This window comes from Paludisphaera soli (genome assembly GCF_011064595.1).
Classification (GTDB): domain Bacteria; phylum Planctomycetota; class Planctomycetia; order Isosphaerales; family Isosphaeraceae; genus Paludisphaera; species Paludisphaera soli.
The window spans coordinates 499,483-518,150 of the sequence record NZ_JAALJI010000001.1 but is presented as its reverse complement, the minus strand read 5'-3'; the positions used below and the strand labels follow the sequence as shown (position 1 = coordinate 518,150).

Genomic DNA, 18,668 nt, shown 5'->3' with positions numbered 1-18,668 from the left:
CGAACCCGGGCCCGACGTCCGGGGTCCACGCCATGATACTCGCTCCCCCTCCGGGCGTCAGCGACCCTTCCCCGACGTCCTGGCTTCCCGAACCCCCTGCCTGGTGACGACCATGTCCGACCGGCCGCTCGTTCTCATGTTGACGGATATGGATCAGTACGGCATGCGGCTGCTCGAAGAAGTCGCCGAGGTCCGCCGGGTCGACCCCAAAGACCGCGCGGCCGTCGAGGCCGGGATTCGCCAGGCCGACGGCCTGATCACCCGCACCGCCGGCGCGATCGACGCGGCGCTGCTGGCGCTCGCGACGAGATTGAAGGTCGTCGGCCGGCACGGGGTCGGCTTCGACCACATCGACGTCCCCGCCGCCACCGCGCGCGGGATCCAGGTGGTCTACACGCCGGGCGCCAACACGCAGGACGTCTGCGAGCACGTCGTCGCGATGATGATCGGCCTCTCCAAGCACTTCCCGACGATGATGCGCGAGTTGGAGGCGGGGAACTACGCCGTCCGCACGACGATGCGCGGCCGCGAGATCCTCGGCCGGACGCTCGGCATCGTCGGCTTCGGCCGGATCGGGCGACGGCTCGGCGAGATCGCACGCCTGGGCTTCGGGATGCGGGTGATCTACCACGACATCGTCCAGGCGCCCGAGGAGGTCGAGCTCCGCGCGGGGGCGGTGCGCGTGGGGCTGGAGGAGCTGTTGCGGGCGTCCGACTACGTGAGCCTCCACGTGCCGCTCGACGCGAGCACCCGGAGGCTGATGAACCGCTCCGCGCTGGCGCACATCCGCGAGGGCTGCATCCTCATCAACACGAGCCGGGGGCCGGTCGTCGATGAGGAGGCCGTCGCCGACGCTCTCGACGCCCGCCTGCTCTGGGGCTACGGCGCCGACGTGTTCGACGTCGAGCCGCCGCCGGCCGACCACCCCCTGATCGGCCGGCGCGACGTGATGCTCACCCCCCACAGCGCCGCGCAGACCGAGGAAGGGCTGCGGAACATGGCGACGTTCGTCGCGCGCGGCGTGCTGGACGTCCTCGCCGGCCGCACGCCCGAGAACCCCGTGAACGACCCGACCGAGGTCGAGCGCAGTCGGCTCGGCCTCGGCCTGGAGCGACTCTACCGACCGGCGGTCTGAGCGACCGAGGCCGGAGCGGCCTGGGCGGCCGCCGTCCGGGCCTTCTCCAGGCCCCTGGCGAGAAAGTCCTGGAACACGGCCGGCTCGTTGTAGCCGCCGAGCGAGGCGACGACCTTCCCGTCTGGCGAGAGGATCACGTAGAACGGATTCGTCTGCTCGGCCGCCAGGTCGAGCTGGCGTTCCTGGTTGGCCATCGCCAGCTCCTCGCGCTGCTCGGCCGTGAGCGAGGCGATCGGCACCCGATCCGTGTAGAGCTGGACCGCGACGAACTCCTTGAGCAGCCTCGTCACGTCCGCCTTGGGCAGGACGTTTCGCTCCATCAGCCGGCAGTTCGCGCAGTTGACGCCGGTGAAGTCGATGAGGACCGGCAGGTTCTTCGCGGAGGCTTCCTCCTTGGCCTGGTCGAGGCTCATGCCCCAGAGCACGCCGTGGAAGTTCTTCTGCTCGCGCTGGGCCTTCTCGGGGTCCGTCGAGGTGGCCTTGACCTCCTCGTCGGTCGCCCCGCCGGCCACGCGGACCTCGGCGACCAGCTCGTTCGAGTCGGGCGGCAGGATGCCGACGATCATGCGATCCCAGATCAGCCCTTGCGGCGGGCGGCCGAACAGGGCGGGGGCCATGTAGAGCGCCAGGCCCAGGAAGAGGCAGCCGAAGACGATGCGGCCGGGGCCGACCTTCACCTCGTCATAGTCGTGGTCGGTGCGGAAGAGGCCCAGCAGGTAGATGCCGCAGACCGCCGAAAGCACGATCCAGGCGGTGAGGACGAGCTGGGCGTCGAACCAGGCGTTCTCGGGTGTGACGTAGCCGAGTTCCGCCGTGTTGAGGAACTTGAGCGCCGCGCCGATCTCCACCAGGCCGCCGACGACCTTGACCGAGTTCATCCAGTCGCCGCTCCGGGGCATCTTGGCCATCAGTCCGGGGGCCAGGGCCAGCAGGAAGAACGGCAGCGCGATCACGGACGCGAAGGTGGCGAGCCCGACGATCGGATAGAAGAAGTCGCCCCCGGCGGCCATGACCAGCAGCCCGCCCACGACCGGGAAGGTGCAGGTGAACGACGTGATCGTGAGCGTCAGCGCCATGAAGATCACGCCCAGGAGGCCGCCGCGGCCCTCCCCCTTGGACGAGGCGTTCAGGAGGAAGCTCGGAAGGCTGACCTCGAACAGGCCGAGCAGGCTGAGGCCGAACGCCAGGAAGAGGGCGGCGACGACCAGGTTCAGCCACGGGTTATTGGCCAGGTTCTGGAGGAAAGCGGCCGAGAAGAAGAACGAGAAGAAGACGCCCACCAGCGTGAAGATGCCGATGATCGCCGCGCAGTAGGCGAAGGCCAAACCCGTCGTCTTCGCCTTGCCGTCCTTCCCCTGCTTGATGAAGAAGTTCACCGTGATCGGGATCATCGGCCAGACGCAGGGCATCACGAGCGCGAACAGGCCGCCGAAGGCGGACGCGATCAGGAAGGGGACGAGCCCCTGCTGCGCCGTGCGCGCGATCTCGCTGATGGGTGCCGCGCCGGCGGCGGGCTCGGCAGGCGCGGTTTCGGTGACCGAGGGGGAGGCGGCGGCCGGAGCGACGGCCGCCGTCGAGGCGTCGGCCGACGGCGCCGCCGGGGTGGTCAAGGTCGTCTCGGTCATGGCGACGGCCGGACCCTGGGCCACCTTCACGACGACCTCGTCGAGCGTCTGGTAGGTCGGCGGGAAGCAGGCGTTCTCGTTGCAGATCTGGTAGAGGATCTGCGAGCGGACGGGGTGGTCGCCGGCCTTGGCGTCGGCGGGGACTTTCAGGTCGACGGACCAGGTCACCTCGTCCTCGAACGACTCGACGATCACGCCGGGGCCGAACGCCGGCTCGGGCTTGACGTTCGGCTCCTGCGAGGCCTTCCAGGTCTTCCCGGCTTCGAGCGATCCGGTCTCGAACAGGTCGAACGCGGTCCAGATCGGGCCGTTGTCGCCCGCGCCGGGCTTGGCGACCTCGTAGATGTGCAGGCCCGGGTCCATCTTCACGGTCACCTGGTACTTCACCGAGCCGCCGGGACGGACCTCTGCCGGCTCGACGGAGGGGGTGATCGTCACCCCCTTGGGACGCATCCGCTCGGGCGAGTCCTTCTTCTTGGGGGCGGCGGCCGGCTTGAGGGCGACCTCGACGGCGGCCGGCGGGGCTTCGGGCTTTGCGACCGGCTCGGGGGCGGCGGCGGCCTGGCCGCCGGTCACGGTGAGGGTCGCCTCGGGGAGGGTCCATCGGCCGGGGAAGCTGCAGCTCTGGGCGTTGCAGATCTGGTAGCTCGCCTGGACCCTGACCGCCCTCGCGCCGGGGGCGGCGTCGGCGGGGACCTTGAGCGGAAGGCTCCAGACGACCTCGTCCTCGAAGAACTCGAAGGTCTTGTTCTCGAAGGCGGGCTCGGCCTTGGCCTCGGGCTCCTTCGAGGCCGACCAGTCACCGGCCTTCTCCAGACCGCCGAGGTCGAACGGATCGAAGAGGGTGTGGCGGGGCCCCTCGTCGCGCTGGGCGGCGGCGTAGGTGTAGATGTGCCACCCGGGCTTGAGCTTGGCCCGGACCCGAAGCTGGACCACGTCGCCGGGAGCGGCCTCGGCCGGCTCGATCGCGGCCGTCACCTCGACGTCCTTGGGCTTCGCCCGGGGGCTGCTGTCCTTCTGGGCGGGCTTCGGAGCGTCGGCCGTCGCGGACGGGGTCGCGAGCGAGGTCAGCAGCAGGCCGAGCGCGAAGGCGCGGGCCAGGCCCGGCGCGCGGCGGCCGACGGGCGACCCGGCGAGGGGGAGTAGCGGCATCGGGGGGGCCCCTGAGTGGACACGGTCGCGGCGATTGGCCGCGCACATCTGAACTCCTTAGTCAGCCTTATCGTATGTCCGGGCCGCCGGGGGGGCAAGTCGTCCGGCGACGGCCCGCCGCGCGGCGCCCGCGGTTCGCATTGACCGTTCCGGCCTCCTCGCCTACCATGCCCGACCGCCTCGGATCGGCTTGCTCCCCTGCGTCCCCACCCGCGCCCTCGGCGTCCGAGCGATCAGGAACCCGGAACGGTTCGACTCTTCAGACAGGATGGGGCCGAATGCGCAGAATCCTCCTCGGCGCGATCCTCGCGGCGAGCGCCGTCGCCGCCGCATGGATGGCCGTGCTCGACCGCCAGAATCGCCTGCGATGGGACCACTGGGACGTCGTGAAGCCCGGCGTCCTCTACCGGAGCGGCCAGCTCACGAGCGACCAGCTCACGGAGGCGGTGCGGCGCTACGGGATCAAGACGGTCGTCAACTTCCAGCTCCCCGGCGGCGAGGCGGCCGAGGAGCGGGAGCTGACCAAGAAGCTCCACGTCGGCTTCGTGAACCTGCCGATGCCCGGCGACGGTTTCGGCCGCGAGGAGCAGTTCCGCAAGGTCCTGGAGGTCATCGACGCTCCCGACCGTCGGCCGGTCCTCGTCCACTGCGCCCGGGGGACCTGCCGCACCGGGTCGGCCGTCGCCATGTATCGCTTCGAACGCGACGGCTGGACCATCGACGACGTGTCGGCCGAGGCCCGACGCCAGACCTACCGCGAGGGCTGGATCCCGGGCTACATCTTCGCGATGGCTCGCAACAAGCCGGATTCGGACCTCCACCACCCCATCACCATCGACGAGCGGAACCTCCCCGAAGAGCCGATCGCCGAGGAGGCCGCCGATGAGCGTTGACGGCATGAAGACCCAGACCCCGCGCCCCGAAGCCCTCCGCCGCTTCCGCGCCGACGAGGGGAAGGTCGTCCTGAAGATCCCCGAGGCCCGCGCCTGGTGCGGCCCGGCGCTCGTGGTGCTCGGGCTCGTCTACGTGCTCGTCGGCGGGGCGGATTCCGACCTGACGGGGGCCGACGCCCGCACCGGACTGGCCGCCAGCTCGGGCTTCGGCCCGCTGGGGCAGGTCTACGGCCAGTGGAAGCCCGACGTCTGGCCGCTCCGCGCGGCGGTCTCCCGCCTGGTCTACCTGCTCGGCGAGCCGGGGAAGACGGAGAACGGGGCGGTGCTCTGGCCCTCGGCCGTCGCCGGCCTGGTCGCCGGCTGGCTGGTCGCGCGTCGGCTCATCGCGGCCGGCAAGACGACCGCGGCGCTCCTGTTCGGGTTCGCCTGGTTCGGTTCCGGGGCCTTGATGAGCCACGCCGCCAGCTCCGGGGTCGATTTCCTGACCGGGATGGCGACCATCGCCGCGCTCGACCGGCTCGTCGGTCGCAGGTCGGATTGGATCGCGGGCGTCTGGGCGTCGGTCGCGTTCCTGGCAGGGGGTTGGCCGCCGCTGGTGGTCCTCGCCCTGGCGATCATCGTCTTGGGCCGTCGCGACGCGGACTTCTCGCTGAAGTTGGTCGTCCCGCCGGCGCTCACGGCCGTCGCCTGGCTCGCCTGGACGGTCCAGGTCGCCTCGGTCGAGGCCGCCGCTGCGGCCTTGGTGTGGCCGGTCACCCAACGCCTGGCCTGGACCCTGCCGACGTCGTTCGGCGCGTTCGCCGCCGCGCTGGCCTCCCCGCTCACCCAGAAGCCGGCCTGGGCCGTCCCGATCGGCGTGTTCCTGCTGGGCCTGCCGCTCTCGCCGTTCGGCTTGCTGCTGGCCGGCGGGGCGCTGCGACGCGATCTCAAGCAGGAGGGCTCCACGATCGAGCTGGACTGGCTCCGGATCGCCGTCGCGGTCTTGATCGGCGGGACGGTCGTCCCGGGCCTGACGTCGGCCGCCGCCTTGCCGGCGCTGGCCGGGCTGCTCGTGGCCGCCGCCGCCGGGTTGGAAGCCGCCTGGAACGGCCGGCTTTCTACCCCCGCGCGTCGGGCGTTCTTCGCGATCGTCATCGCCCTGACCGCGGCTTGGGTTTTCGTCTCGCTGTACGCGACGTTCGTGCTGACGATCGTCTTCACCTACTACCGACCCGTCGGCGTGGTGCTCGCGGTCGGGACCCTGGCCGTCGCGGCCCTGGTCTGGCGAGCCGTGGAAACCTGGAGCGCCCGCCGCTCGGTCGTGGCGATGCTCGTCCTGACCGCCTGCCTGAAGTGGCTGCACTGGGGCTTCTACACGCCCGAGTGGAGCTATCGATACGGCCAGGGCCCCTGGGGCCGGGCGATCGGCCAGTGGACCTTGCCGCACTGGACCATCCACACCCTCCACGAATGGCCCGAGGACCTGGCCTGGGCCGTCGGGCGGCCGATCCGCCTGATCCACAGCCCCCAGCACCTCGCCTTCCCGGAGACCGCCGAGAGCAAGCACGTCCTGCTGCTCGAATCCGAGTTCGACAACTGGCCGCCGAGCGCCCCCCGGCTCACCAAGGTGGCCGCCTTCGAACCGCCCAACCCGTTCGGGAGCCGCCGCATCCTGGCCCGGACCGAGGGCGTGCTCCTGACCCCTTCGGGTCGCCTCGTCTCCCGGGTGCCCGCCCCAGAATAGCCGGTTGCGACGCGAGCGGGCGACTCATCGCGAAAGGAGGAGGGGACCGAACCCTCTTCCTTTTCTCTTTTCACAACATTCGAAATCTTCGACCAATCCACGAAGCACGAACGATTTAAGGGACCTCGGCTTCATTATGATGGGATCGTCACCCGAGCTTCGGATCCCGGGCCGGCTTCGCTCTCGGTCACAACCAGGAGAATCGGTCGTAGGGATGAATTGGGGATGGTTCGCATTGCGGACAAAGGTCGCCGAAGTCGACCTCTGCGGGAAGGCGCGGCCGGCGAGGGCCGAGGCGACCTGAACGCGGCCGCATCGCGAGCACCCCCGACGAGGGCTCCGGGAAAGCCCGGCACCTTCCGGCACCGAACAGGAGGCGCGGCGACATGATCGGCAAGCTCAAAGGCATGTTCGCCCCGGCCCCTCCCCAGGGGGGCAGCCGTCGCACCGGGGTCAACGTCCAGAAGCGGTTCCTGATCCAGTCGGACGTCTCCTCGCAGGGGAGCATGTCGCACGTCTACAAGGCGCTCGACACGGAGACCGGCAAGACGGTCTGCCTGAAGATCCTGGATCAGGAGAAGAACGACGCCGCGCAGGCTCGCGCCTCCCGGCACGAGGATCGCCCCGCCGAGGGCGCGATCGCGGTCCAGATCCGCCACCCCCACGTCGTCCGCACCCTGGAGCATGGGACGACCTCGCGGGGCGAGCAGTACCTCGTCATGGAATATCTCAACGGGATCAGCTTCGAGCAGATCCGCGACGGCCGCCTGGCGCGGACCGCCGAGAAGCTGGAATGGCTCGCCCAGGCGGCCGAGGGCCTGAACGCGGTCCACCAAGCCGGCTTCATCCACCATGACGTCAACCCGCGGAATTTCCTGGTCCTCCGCGATCGCGACCGTCAGGCCAAGGTGATCGACTTCGGGCTGGCCGTGCCGAACACCCCCGCGTTCCGGAAGCCGGGGAACCGTACCGGCTGCCTCGCCTACATGGCCCCCGAACTCCTGCGCCGCGAGCCGATCGACGAGCAGATCGACGTCTTCGGCTTTGGCGTCGTCGCCTTCTCCCTCCTCACCGGCAAGCTCCCCTACGACGCCCCAGCTTCCCCCAACGCCCTCCTCCAGCGGTTCGCCACCCCCCCGAGCGATCCCCAGGCGATCAAGGCCAAGCTGTCCGACGAGGTGCGGGACGTGCTCCTGAAGCTCGTCGCCGTCAGGAAGAGCGACCGCTGGCCCTCGCTGGCGACCCTCGCCGACCACCTGCGAGCCATCCCTCCCAAGCGCCCCCTGCGCTGATCGAGCCCGCCCGACGGTCCCTACAGTCCGCTCCAGCCGACCGCGCCCCCGGTACGCGCACGTTTTCCATCCCCGCCATTCGCGATCGCCTCGGCCCTTCATGGCCCAAGCCAGGTACCTCACGGAATTCTAGAGCCGGGATGCTTGACACGCAATCGCTGCCCCGCTAGATTTTGGCGCTGAGATTGAATCTCAATCGCACGACAAGCCCGGTCAGGCTCGACATTGCGAGTCGATCGGGAGGTCGTTCCCCACCACGAGTGGGGCGCGGGCACGCCGGGGGGTCGCCTTTCGGGAAGTCGGAAGGCGTGGGACCACTCCCCGGCGGCTCGCCCTTGAGGTTTGAGACATCGCGTTCGACATCGCTTCCCGACTCGACACCAGGCAACGGAGCCCCTCGATGACGAAAAGTTCCCGGCGCAGCAGAGGTTTCACGCTGATCGAGCTGCTGGTGGTGATCGCGATCATCGCCGTGTTGATCGCCCTCTTGCTGCCGGCCGTTCAGGGCGCCCGCGAGGCGGCCCGTCGAATCCAGTGCACGAACAACATGAAGCAACTCGGCCTGGCCATCCACAACTACCTGGACTCGAACAACGCGCTCCCCCCGGCCGCCCAGGGCGGGATCATGCGGGTCTACATGAACTACACGGGGTACAGCTTCCTGCTGCCGTACATCGAGCAGACGAACGGCTACAACCTGTTCAATTTCAGCCTGGGGCAGTACTCGGGCGGGACGAGCTATCAGGGCTGGTCGGAGTGGGGGAACAGCACGGGGTACGCCTTGCAGCTCGGCATGTTCCTGTGCCCGAGCAACCGGGCCACGGGCGAGGTCGGAACCACGGCGAGCAACGGCTGGTCGGTCCCGAAGGCGGCGGTGACGGATTACCTCTTCAACGGCGGGGCCAACCGCTACGTCGTCAAGGGCTATGGCGAGACGAGCCGGATGGGCCCGTTCGGCATCGACACGGCGACCCGGCTGGCCGAGATCCAGGACGGGACGAGCAACACCTTCCTGATGGGCGAGGCCGCCGGGGGCAATCAGCGGAACAGGTTCTACGCCTCCGGGACGACCAACCGCGTCTGCCTGCCGCTGGCCGCGTACAGCTCGGCGGGCCCGGTTTATTACGACAACCTGATGTTCATGGCCTATGGCCGGTCCCGCACCTGGACCGTCGGCGGCGCTCCCGCGCGGATCATCGGCGGCCTGGTCGCCCGAACCGTCGACTCGGTGGGCAACGCCTACGCGGTGAACGACTGCGGCGGCGAGTCCTACACCGACGCGGCCGAGCCCGCCCCAGGGTTCCCCTTCCCGACCTCCGCCCAGCGGCTGCCGAATTTTCGCTCGGCCCACCCCGGGACGACCAACTTCCTGTTCGGCGACGGCACGGTCCGCAACGTCAAGGACTCGATCTCGCCGACCGTCTACCAGGCCCTCTCCACGATGGGCGGCGGCGAGGTCGTCTCGTCCGACGCGATGTGAACCGGCCCCGTTCCGGCGGTCCTTCCTCCAAGGAGAGCGAATGTTGATGTTCCTGAAGCGTCCCAGGCCGTGGCTGGCCTGCGTCGTCCTCGTCGGGGCGACGGGATGCGACGCGACCTCGCCGCCGGCCAGCCCGGTCGTCGCGATCGACTCGGACGAGGGCCGCAAGGCCCGCGCCGAGGACGAGGCCGAGCGGGCGCTCCGCAAGCAGATGGAAGCCAAGGCCCTCTCGCGGAAGAAGAACCTGAAACTCCCCGAGGACGGCTGAGCCGCGTCGCCGCGCCGGCCCCTCGGATCCCGACTCTGATACGACCACGAACGACCCCACCGAATTCCTCAGCGAGCCCAGACCGATGAGTTCCCCACGCCTACGCATCTTCCTCGCCGCCGCCGTCCTGGCGGCCGTCGCCCCCCAGGCCGCCCGGGCCCACTTCATCTGGCTCAAGGCCGAGTCGGGTGCGAAGCCCGGGACGACCGTCATCCAGGCGTTCTTCAACGAGGCCCCGGAGCCGGATCCGAAGTTCGTGAAGTACGTCAAGGAACTTCGCCTGTCCGTCGACGGCCAGACGGTCCCCTCGGAGACGACCGAGGCGACCCGAAAGGCGACCTGGGCCGGCAAGCCTCCCGTCCTGGTCGACGCCGAGCGCGACCTGGGCGTGATGGCCAAGGGGAGCGCATCCTATCGTCTCTACTACACCGCCAGGGCCCAGACCGAAGTCGTGGGCGAGAAGGTCAAGGAGGCCGGCGAGAAGCTCCGGGTCCGCCTGGTCGCGACCGACTCCGCGCCGGTCCTGGAAGTCCTGTTCAACGGCGAGCCGGCCGCCAACGCCCGCGTGAAGGTCTATTCGTCCGAGGCCACGGACGAGGTCACGACCGATGCCCGGGGCAGGGCGGTCGTCGACGGATTGGCCGACGGCCGGACCGCCGTGTGGGCGAACCACGTCGACCCGACCGGCGGCGAGCTGGAGGGCAAGTCGTACACCGAGACCCGCTACTACGCCACGCTGACCTTCACCCCCGCCGCCGCGCTCCTGGGGGGCAAGACCCCGCTCGAAGCGACGACCCTCGCCAACATCCCCGACCCGGCCGTCAACAGCTTCGGCGGCGCGGTGGTGGGCAAGTGGCTCTACATCTACGGCGGCCACGTCGGGAAGACCCATAGCTACGACGTGAACACCACCGCTCGGAACTTTCGCCGCCTCCACCTCAAGGACGGCAAGACCTGGGAAGAGCTGCCGATGGAGCAGGACCTCCAGGGCCTGGCCCTGGTGACGGACGGCCGGTTTCTGTATCGGGTGGGAGGGATGGTCGCGAAGAATCAGCCCGGCGAGGAGCACGACCTCCACTCGGTCGCCGACTTCGCGAAGTTCGACCCCGAGACCAAGACCTGGACGCCCCTCGCGCCGCTTCCCTCGCCGCGCTCGACTCACGACGCGGTGGTGATCGGCCGCACGATCTACGCAGTTGGAGGTTGGAACATGAAGGGGGCGGACGCGGAGAACGCGTTCCTGGAAGACGTAGCCGCGTTCGACTTGGATCGGCCCGCAGCCGGCTGGAAGTCCATCCCGCAGCCGTTTCGCCGGCGCGCCCTGTCGGCGGCCGGCCACGACGGCAAGCTCTACGTCCTGGGCGGATTGGTCGGCGGCGCCATGTCGGTCGACCGCCGGGTCGACGTCTACGATCCCGCCACCGGGGCGTGGTCGACGGGCCCTGAGCTGCCGTCCGGCGGGCGTACCGAGGGCTTCGGGACATCGGCCTTCGAGATCGCCGGCCGGATTCATTACAGCGGAGCCTCCGGCCGGATCTTCCGCCTGGGCGACGGCGGCACGTGGGAAGCCGTCGGGTCCTGGGCGCTCCCCCGGCTGACCCATCGCCTGCTTCCCGGGCTGGGCGACACGATCCTGGCCGTCGGCGGCAACGCCCGAGGCGCGGCGCAGACGCCGGTCATCGAGGCCGTCCCGGTCGTGACCGTGGGGCCCGCGGCGACCGTCTCGACCAGCCGCTGATCGGCCGTTACCGAGGACGCTCGCATCGGGCCGCGGTCGAGGCCGGAGGGCCTCGACCGCGGCTCACGCGCCTCCCGGATTGACTCGCCTCCCGCAAAGACTAAGATTATTTCATCAAGATGCCGCGTCGACGCGGGTCGTCTCCTCTCCCTCCGAGACGATCTCGACGGCACCCGACGACCCGACCGGGCCCCAGCCCGCAACGGTCGCGACGCTCGAGCCGTCCGATGTGGGGCGGGCTCCGGCATCCTCCCCGCGCGTCGGGAGGCTTCACGCCATGTCATCGGGATTCGCTTGCTGGCCGATTCGACGCGTTGAACGCGTCCCGGGGGTCGAACTCCCGTGAACCTTCCCGACGTCGAGGCGGTTGAAGGACGACCGCGAGCCGGCGCGGGGCCGGACCTCGAAGCGTTGAACAGCTGGATCGAGCACGCCGCGCACCTCCTGCCGTCGCAGGGCCCGATCACGGTCTTCGTCCACCACAACACGCTCCACGCCTTCGAGGATCTTCCGTTCGATCGGGCCGTGGTCGAGGCGGCCTCGATGTTCGGCTGCGAGCCCTACCTCGGCGAGGAGACGTTCCGCGACGCCCTGTCCCGGGGCCGCATCCTCCCGGAAGACCTGAGCTGGGCGCTCCTGGAAGACCTGGGCGACGAGGCCGATCGCCTGATCGGCTTCATGGGCACCCGCTACCACCTGCGGATGGCGATGCTCGAACACCCCCTGCGATTGGGGAGCGACGCCGAGCTTCACTGGGTGATCGCCGAGACCGATGCCCTGCACCGATTCCGGGACGAGACCTCGCCCGAGATCCGCCTGCGGCTCGTCGACCAGACGCGGCGCTGGATCATGCGGGAGTATGCGGGCGGCCGCGAGTCGATCGGCAAGGCCGGCCGCGACGTGGTGGACGCGCTGATGGCCTCCCGCGAGTTCCGGGCGTCCCGAGTCGAGCAGTGGTCGCCCGCGACGTGGGAGGCATTCACGCTCACGCTGCTCTGGCGGATCTGCCACAACGGCACCCACGGAGTGAAGCGGAAATCGGCCGCCGACCCCGCCCCCGTCCGCCATCGCGACCTCTTGTTGGCGGCCTCGGGCGTGGACCTCGACCTCCTCGTCAATGAGGTGGCGATCCGCTTCACGTCGGCGTTCCTGGATCAGGGTTTCGCCGCCTGGGAGTTGCCGGGGCGCGACGGCGGCTATTACCGATCGTTCCTCGACATCCATCGCGACGCCCGCCCGATCGCCGAGTGGCTGGCCCCGCTGCCGGCGGAGGCCAGGCGGATCCAGGCGGACGGGCTCACGCCGCTGGCGTCGATCGCCGAGTCGCTCCACCTGCTGAACGTCCCGGCATCCGAGGCGCCCGGCTATCTCCAACGCACGCTGCTGGCGCTCCGGGGCTGGGCGGGGATCGTCCGCCAGATGGAGACGAACGCTGAGTGGGCCGCTCGCCCGGCCCCGCCGGGGACGCTCGTCGAGTTCCTGGCGATCCGACTCGTCCTGGAGCGGCTGGCCCTGAGGTGGACAAGTTCGGGCTTCCTCGGCTTCGACGCGCCTCTGCCCGATCTGCGGCGGCTGCTGGGCCAGCAACGCCCACACGCCCCGCGATCGAGCGTGGACCAACGGGCCTATCTCGTCTTCCAACTCGCCCAGGTCCGGGGCTGGGGCCCCGTGGAATTGGCGAGGCTCTCGAAGGACGAGTGGGCTCGGCTCGTCACCGAGATCGAATCGTTCGACGGCGTCGGTAGACGCCGGGTCTATCAGCTCGCCTACGAGCGACGGTACGAGGTCCAGGCCATCCGTGCGCTGCTGGCGCACCATCCGACGCGACGGGCCGCGACCGTCGCCGGCACCGCATCGGGGGCGGACGCGGGCCCGGCGCGGTTCCAGGTCGTCTGCTGCATCGACGAACGCGAGGAGTCGTTCCGGCGGCACCTGGAGGAGGTGGAACCGCGCTGTGAGACCTTCGGCATGGCCGGCTTCTTCGGCGTGGCGATGTATTACCGCGGCGTGGCCGAGGCCCAGTTCCGGCCGCTCTGTCCGGTGAACGCGAAGCCGCGGATCTACGTCCGCGAGGAGCCGATCCGCTCGCTGACCGGGGCGAGCCGATTCCAGCAGGCGCTGCGGCGCGGCCTGGGGCGGCTGGCGCATCGCGTCCATGTAGGGTCGCGCACGTTCGTCGGCGGCGTGTTGACGGGGCTTCTGGGCTCCGTCGCCACGCTCCCCCTGCTGGCGAGGGTGCTCCTCCCGCGCGACACGGCCCGGGCCCGCGGGCTCTGGGATCGGATCGTCACGCCCCAACTGACCCAGCTCAGACTGGAGCGGATCGCGCCGGACCCCGGTCCCGAGAACGGCCGGCTCGGCTACAGCGTGCCCGAGATGGCCGTCGTGGTCCTCGGCGGCCTGCGGGCGATCGGCCTGACCGCGGCGGAGCGTTTCGCGCCGCTGGTCGTGATCCTGGGCCACGGCTCGTCGAGCCTGAACAACCCGCAGGCGGCGGCGTACGATTGCGGGGCCTGCGGCGGGGCGCGCGGCGGCCCCAACGCCCGCGCCTTCGCGCAGATGGCCAACGACCCGCGCGTCCGAACGGCGCTGGCCGCTCGCGGGGCGGCGATCCCCGACGCGGTTCACTTCGTCGGCGCCTTCCACAACACCTGCGACGACTCGATCGCCTGGTACGAGCTGGACCGACTCCCCGCCTCGCACGAGGAGCGTTTCGAGGAGGCCTCGGCCGCACTCGACGCCGCGCGCCGACGCAACGCCCACGAGCGTTGCCGGCGGTTCGAATCGGCCCCGCTGTCGCAGTCGTGCGACGAGGCGGTCCGGCACGTCGAGGGGAGGGCGGGGGACCTCTCGCAGACGAGGCCCGAGCTGGGCCACGCGACCAACGCGCTGTGCATCGTCGGCCGTCGCGAGCGAACCCGGGGGCTGTTCCTGGATCGTCGCGCGTTCCTGACCTCGTACGACCCCTCGGGGGACGACGAGGCCGGGACGATCCTCGCCGGGCTTCTCCGTGCCGTCTTCCCCGTGTGCGGCGGGATCAACCTGGAATACTACTTCTCGCGGGTCGATCCCGGCGGCTACGGCTGCGGGTCGAAGCTGCCTCACAACATCACGTCGCTGCTCGGCGTGATGGACGGCCCGTCGAGCGACCTGCGGCCGGGCCTCCCCTGGCAGATGGTCGAGCTTCACGAGCCGATGCGGATCCTGATCGTCGTGGAAGCGACGACCGAGCGGCTGGCCCGGGTTCTGGAGGCCGACGCTTCGATGACGCGGATGGTCCGCAACGGCTGGGTGCGCGTCGCCGCGCTGGACCCGGACGGCCCCGTGGTCTACGTCCATCGCGGCGACGGATTCGAGCGACACGACGGGCCCGTCCCGGACCTCCCGCGGGCCGCCTCCTCGCTCGATTGGTATCGGGGCTGGCGCGACCACCTGGGCTTCGCGTCGATCGTCCCGGCTCCGACCGCCTCGCCGGCCGGGATCACGCCCGACCAGGAGTCTCGATCGTGAACGAGTGGGTCGCGCGATTCTTCGGGCTCGGGGCCGTCGCCGCCCCCGCGCTCTTGCTGGCGGTCTTCGGGCTCTCGACCTTCTTCACCCGGAGGCTCGGCGAGAAGGCGATGGCGCGGTGGACGGCCGCGTGCGTCTCCTACGGCCTCTTTTCGGTCGTCGGCATGCTCCTGGCGATGCTCTGGACGGGCGATCGCGAGGTCCCGGTGGAGATCGGCGATTGGGTGGCGCTCCCGGCCGAGGGGTTCCACTTCCGCCTGAAGTTCCTGTTCGACCGCCTCTCCGTGCCGTTCGCCGCCCTGACCTTCGTGCTGGTGGGCGTCACCGGGGCGTTCGCCGACCGCTACCTCCACCGCGAGCCGGGCTACCGGCGGTTCTTCCTCTACTTCGCCGTGTTCCTGCTGGGGATGGTGGTGGCGTCGCTGGCGGGGACGATCGAGACCCTGTTCCTCGGCTGGGAGCTGGTCGGTTTGGCCTCGGCGCTGCTGGTCGCCTTCTTCCACGAGCGCGCCGCGCCGGTGTTCAACGCCCAGCGGATCTGGACGGTCTATCGGTTCTCCGACGCCGCGTTCCTGATCGCCGCCCTCACGCTCCACCACCTTTCGGGAGCGGGAGACTTCGCGACGCTGACCGGCTCGGGCCCCTGGCCGGCCTCGCGACCGACGATCGCTCCGGGGCCGGCCCTGGGGATCGGCCTGCTGCTGCTGCTGGCGGCGGCGGGGAAGTCGGCCCTGGTTCCGTTCTCGGGGTGGTTGCCGCGGGCGATGGAAGGCCCGACGCCCTCCAGCGCGGTCTTCTACGGGGCGCTGTCGGTCCACCTGGGCGCCTACTTGCTGCTCCGCGTCGACCCGATCCTGAAGGCGTCGCCTCCGCTCTGTGCGTGCGTCGTCGCGATCGGCGCGGCGACGGCCGTGTTCGGGGTGGTGGTGGGTCGCGTCCAGACCGATGTGAAGACGGCGTTGGCCTATGCGTCGCTCACGCAGGTCGGCGTGATCACGGCCGAGATCGGCCTGGGGTTCCGCTACCTGGCTCTGGTCCACATCATCGGCCACGCCTGCCAGCGGACGCTCCAGTTCCTCAGATCGCCCTCGCTGCTCCAGGACTATCGAGTGCTGGAGAACGCCCTGGGCGGGCCGATCCCGCATGTCGCGGGCATCGCCGAACGTCGATTCCCCGCCGAGCTTCGGAGGCGGCTCTACCGCTTCGGCCTGGAGCGAGGCCGGCTCGACGAGGCCCTCGACCGCTTCCTCGTACGGCCGTTCGTGCGCGCGTTCCGCTGGTGCGACGGCATGGAGCGGCGCTGGACGGATTTCCTCTCCGGAGGCCGCCGTCCTCATCACGACCACGACCACGACCGACCCCGCCGCCACGCCGCCGTCCCCCAGTCGTCCCCGGACGGCGAGGCCCTCTCATGAACACGATCCGACTCCCCTGGCTGGAAATGGCGATCCTGGCACCGGCGCTGGGCTCGATCTGGGTGAAGTTCCGCCGCGATCCCGAGGTCGCCCGGGGTCACGCCCTGGCGATCGGTGGGCTGAGCCTGGCCTTGACGATGGCCGCCTGGGTCGACTTCAAGCTCCTGGGCGGGCGAGACGCATCAGGTCCCTGGCCTTTCTCGGCGCTCGGCCTGGGCGCCCCGCCGCTGGCGGTCGACGAGCTGAACGCGCCGCTCATGCCCCTGGGCGCTCTGCTCTATCTGCTTACGATCCTGGGGACGCTCCGGACGAAGTTCCGCGAGTTCTCGCTGCCCCGCACCCTGGCCTCCGAGTCGATCCTCCTAGCCCTCTTCGCCGCTTCGACGTCGTGGGGCGTGGCGTCCATGATGGCCCTTTCGGTGGCGCCGCGCTACCTGGAGCTGGCTTCGAATCGGCTGCCGTGCCGGGTCTACCTGATCCACATGGGGATGTTCATCGCCTTCCTCGTCCTGGGCGAGCTGGGCGTCGAACGCGGCTCGGGGCCCGGGGATCAGCCGGTGTGGGCGATCCTGCTGCTCACGCTTGCGATGCTCATCCGCGGCGGGGCGGCCCCGTTCCACTGCTGGATGACCGACCTGTTCGAGCGTGCGACCTTCGGAACCGCCTTGCTGTTCGTCACGCCGATGACGGCCGCCTTCGGCGTCGCTCGCCTGGTCGTGCCGGTCGCGCCGACGTGGGACCTGCGGATGATCTCGGTCCTGTCGCTCGCGACCGCGATCTACGCCGCCGGCATGGCCCTTGTCCAGCGCGACGCGCGGCGGTTCTTCTGCTACCTCTTCCTCAGCCACTCGTCGCTGGTGCTGGTGGGGATCGAGACCGCCACGCCGATCGGGCTGACGGGGTCCTTGAGCCTCTGGCTGTCGGTCTCGCTCTCCCTGACCGGCTTCGGCCTGGTGCTGCGATGCGTCGAGGCGAGGGTGGGGAGGATCTCGCTGGCGGAGTTCCTGGGCCTGTACCAACAGATTCCGACCCTGGCCGGGCTGTTCCTGCTGACGGGGCTGGCGAGCGTCGGTTTCCCCGGCACGGCCGGTTTCATCAGCATCGAGATGATCGTCGAGGCCGCGATGGAGACGATGCCGGTCGTCGGCGCGCTGGTCGTGATCATGACCGCACTCAACGGCCTGGCGGTGATCCGGGTGTATTTCCAGATCTTCGCCGGGAGGTCGGACTCGTCGTCGATCGACCTGAGGATCCGACGGCCGGAACGGATCGCCGTGGTCGTCACGTCGCTCCTGATCTTTGGCGGGGGCCTGTGGCCGCAGTGGGGCGTGGAGGGCCGCTACCACGCCGCGCTGCGGCTCCTGGAGACGCGATCCGGCAGCGGCGAGCGTGCCGATGCGCGCGAGCCCATGGGCCGCTCGGCGGCGATCCGCCGCGCGGCCGATGGCGGAGGCGATCGAACTCAAGGCTTGCCGTCGGCGCCGACGGCCACGGCCTTCGGCTTCAAGTGAGTGGCGATCTCCCTCGCCACCGCCGCCAGCTCCTCGGGACCTCGGGGCGCGTGGGCGAGATTGACGTGATCCTCGCTCGACTGCTCGTAAGGGAGAGTCGGCATGCAGACCTGATGGACCCGCACGTCATAGACCCCGTACAGCACCTCGATCCCCTTATGCCCGCTCTCCTCGACCTCCTGCTGGATCGCCAGCGCCGTGTGGGCGGCGTTCAGGCAGACGGCCGACTCGATCAGCGCGTCTTCGTAGCCGGGCATCGTGGAGGCGTTCGGGCCCCAGACCTCGCGGAGCATGTTGTCCGACTCGCGGACCGCCACGAAGATCTCCTGGAAGATCGACCGCAACTCCGGCGAGTAGTCCGTGGACCAGAACGAGCCCGGATTCAGATAGGCCTTGACCGCCCCCTTCACCGCGCCGCAATTCGTGTGGCCGAGCGAGACGATCACGCGGACGCTCTCGCGGAGCGCCAGCAGCGTGAAGTCGATGCTCCCCATCGCCACCTCGCCCAGGACGTTGCCCGCGTTGCGGACCACGAACAGGTCGTTGAAGCCCTGGCCGAAGAGCATCTCGGTCGGCACCCTCGCGTCGGAGCAGCCCACCACGACGGCGAACGGCTTCTGGGTCGGGAACTCATGGGCCTCGGAAGTTAGGATCGACCGCAGGCCGCTGGCGTTGGTGATGAACTGCTGGGGTTCGGCCCCGGCCCCGGCCTCGCGGCAGGACTTCATCCATTCGGCGAAGGCGCGGTTGCCGGCCATCAAGGTCTGCCGGGCCTCCTCCCCTGTCGCGGGTTGGGCGGCGGGCTCTTTCTGCGAAGGATCGTAACGGAACGTGTAATCGATCATCCAGAAGGCTCCATGTGCTCGTCGATTCGATTCGGCCGGACGGCCCGGCGCCCCCGCACCATCATCAACGGGAAAGCGACG

General features: G+C 70.0%; 12 protein-coding genes. 10 read left to right on the top strand and 2 right to left on the bottom strand.

What is annotated here, in order from left to right; genetic code table 11:
* Positions 1-112: 112 nt before the first annotated feature.
* Positions 113-1,135, top strand: coding sequence for a hydroxyacid dehydrogenase (locus G6O68_RS01875; RefSeq protein ID WP_165244180.1), 1,023 nt, complete (start codon positions 113-115; stop codon positions 1,133-1,135).
* Here G6O68_RS01875 and G6O68_RS01870 read toward each other — a convergent pair.
* Positions 1,117-3,912, bottom strand: a complete 2,796-nt coding sequence (locus G6O68_RS01870) for a protein-disulfide reductase DsbD family protein (RefSeq protein ID WP_165244178.1) — start codon at positions 3,910-3,912, stop codon at positions 1,117-1,119. The two genes, G6O68_RS01875 and G6O68_RS01870, sit on opposite strands and share 19 nt — an antisense overlap.
* A gap of 278 nt (positions 3,913-4,190) precedes the next feature.
* On the opposite strand from G6O68_RS01870, the gene G6O68_RS01865 reads away from it, so the two are divergent.
* From G6O68_RS01865 to G6O68_RS01825, 9 genes are all read left to right on the top strand, one after another.
* A complete protein-coding gene (locus G6O68_RS01865; protein WP_165244176.1) occupies positions 4,191-4,805 on the top strand; it encodes a fused DSP-PTPase phosphatase/NAD kinase-like protein in 615 nt (204 codons plus the stop codon).
* On the top strand, positions 4,795-6,528 hold the full coding sequence (locus G6O68_RS01860; RefSeq protein ID WP_165244174.1) for a hypothetical protein: 1,734 nt from the start codon (positions 4,795-4,797) through the stop codon (positions 6,526-6,528). The genes G6O68_RS01865 and G6O68_RS01860 overlap by 11 nt, the downstream gene beginning before the upstream one ends.
* Before the next feature lie 386 nt (positions 6,529-6,914).
* Positions 6,915-7,820 (top strand): serine/threonine protein kinase, encoded by a 906-nt coding sequence (locus G6O68_RS01855; RefSeq protein ID WP_165244172.1) that lies wholly within the window; start codon positions 6,915-6,917, stop codon positions 7,818-7,820.
* A gap of 400 nt (positions 7,821-8,220) precedes the next feature.
* Positions 8,221-9,300 carry a DUF1559 domain-containing protein gene (locus G6O68_RS01850; protein ID WP_165244170.1) on the top strand — a complete coding sequence of 360 codons (1,080 nt, stop codon included), beginning with the start codon at positions 8,221-8,223 and terminating at the stop codon, positions 9,298-9,300.
* Positions 9,301-9,340: 40 nt separating this feature from the next.
* Complete coding sequence (locus G6O68_RS01845; protein ID WP_165244168.1) at positions 9,341-9,568, top strand: hypothetical protein; 228 nt, start codon at positions 9,341-9,343, stop codon at positions 9,566-9,568.
* A gap of 85 nt (positions 9,569-9,653) precedes the next feature.
* Positions 9,654-11,306: a galactose oxidase gene (locus G6O68_RS01840; protein ID WP_165244166.1), complete on the top strand. Its 1,653-nt coding sequence runs from the start codon at positions 9,654-9,656 to the stop codon at positions 11,304-11,306.
* Between the two features lie 411 nt (positions 11,307-11,717).
* Positions 11,718-14,816: a DUF2309 domain-containing protein gene (locus tag G6O68_RS01835; RefSeq protein WP_165244164.1), complete on the top strand. Its 3,099-nt coding sequence runs from the start codon at positions 11,718-11,720 to the stop codon at positions 14,814-14,816.
* Positions 14,813-16,231 (top strand): proton-conducting transporter transmembrane domain-containing protein, encoded by a 1,419-nt coding sequence (locus G6O68_RS01830; protein ID WP_206107987.1) that lies wholly within the window; start codon positions 14,813-14,815, stop codon positions 16,229-16,231. The genes G6O68_RS01835 and G6O68_RS01830 overlap by 4 nt, the downstream gene beginning before the upstream one ends.
* A complete protein-coding gene (locus tag G6O68_RS01825; RefSeq protein WP_165244162.1) occupies positions 16,228-17,742 on the top strand; it encodes a proton-conducting transporter transmembrane domain-containing protein in 1,515 nt (504 codons plus the stop codon). The genes G6O68_RS01830 and G6O68_RS01825 overlap by 4 nt, the downstream gene beginning before the upstream one ends.
* Here the strand turns inward: G6O68_RS01825 and G6O68_RS01820 are convergent.
* Positions 17,694-18,587, bottom strand: coding sequence for a carbonic anhydrase (locus G6O68_RS01820; protein ID WP_165244160.1), 894 nt, complete (start codon positions 18,585-18,587; stop codon positions 17,694-17,696). The two genes, G6O68_RS01825 and G6O68_RS01820, sit on opposite strands and share 49 nt — an antisense overlap.
* Positions 18,588-18,668 lie beyond the last annotated feature (81 nt).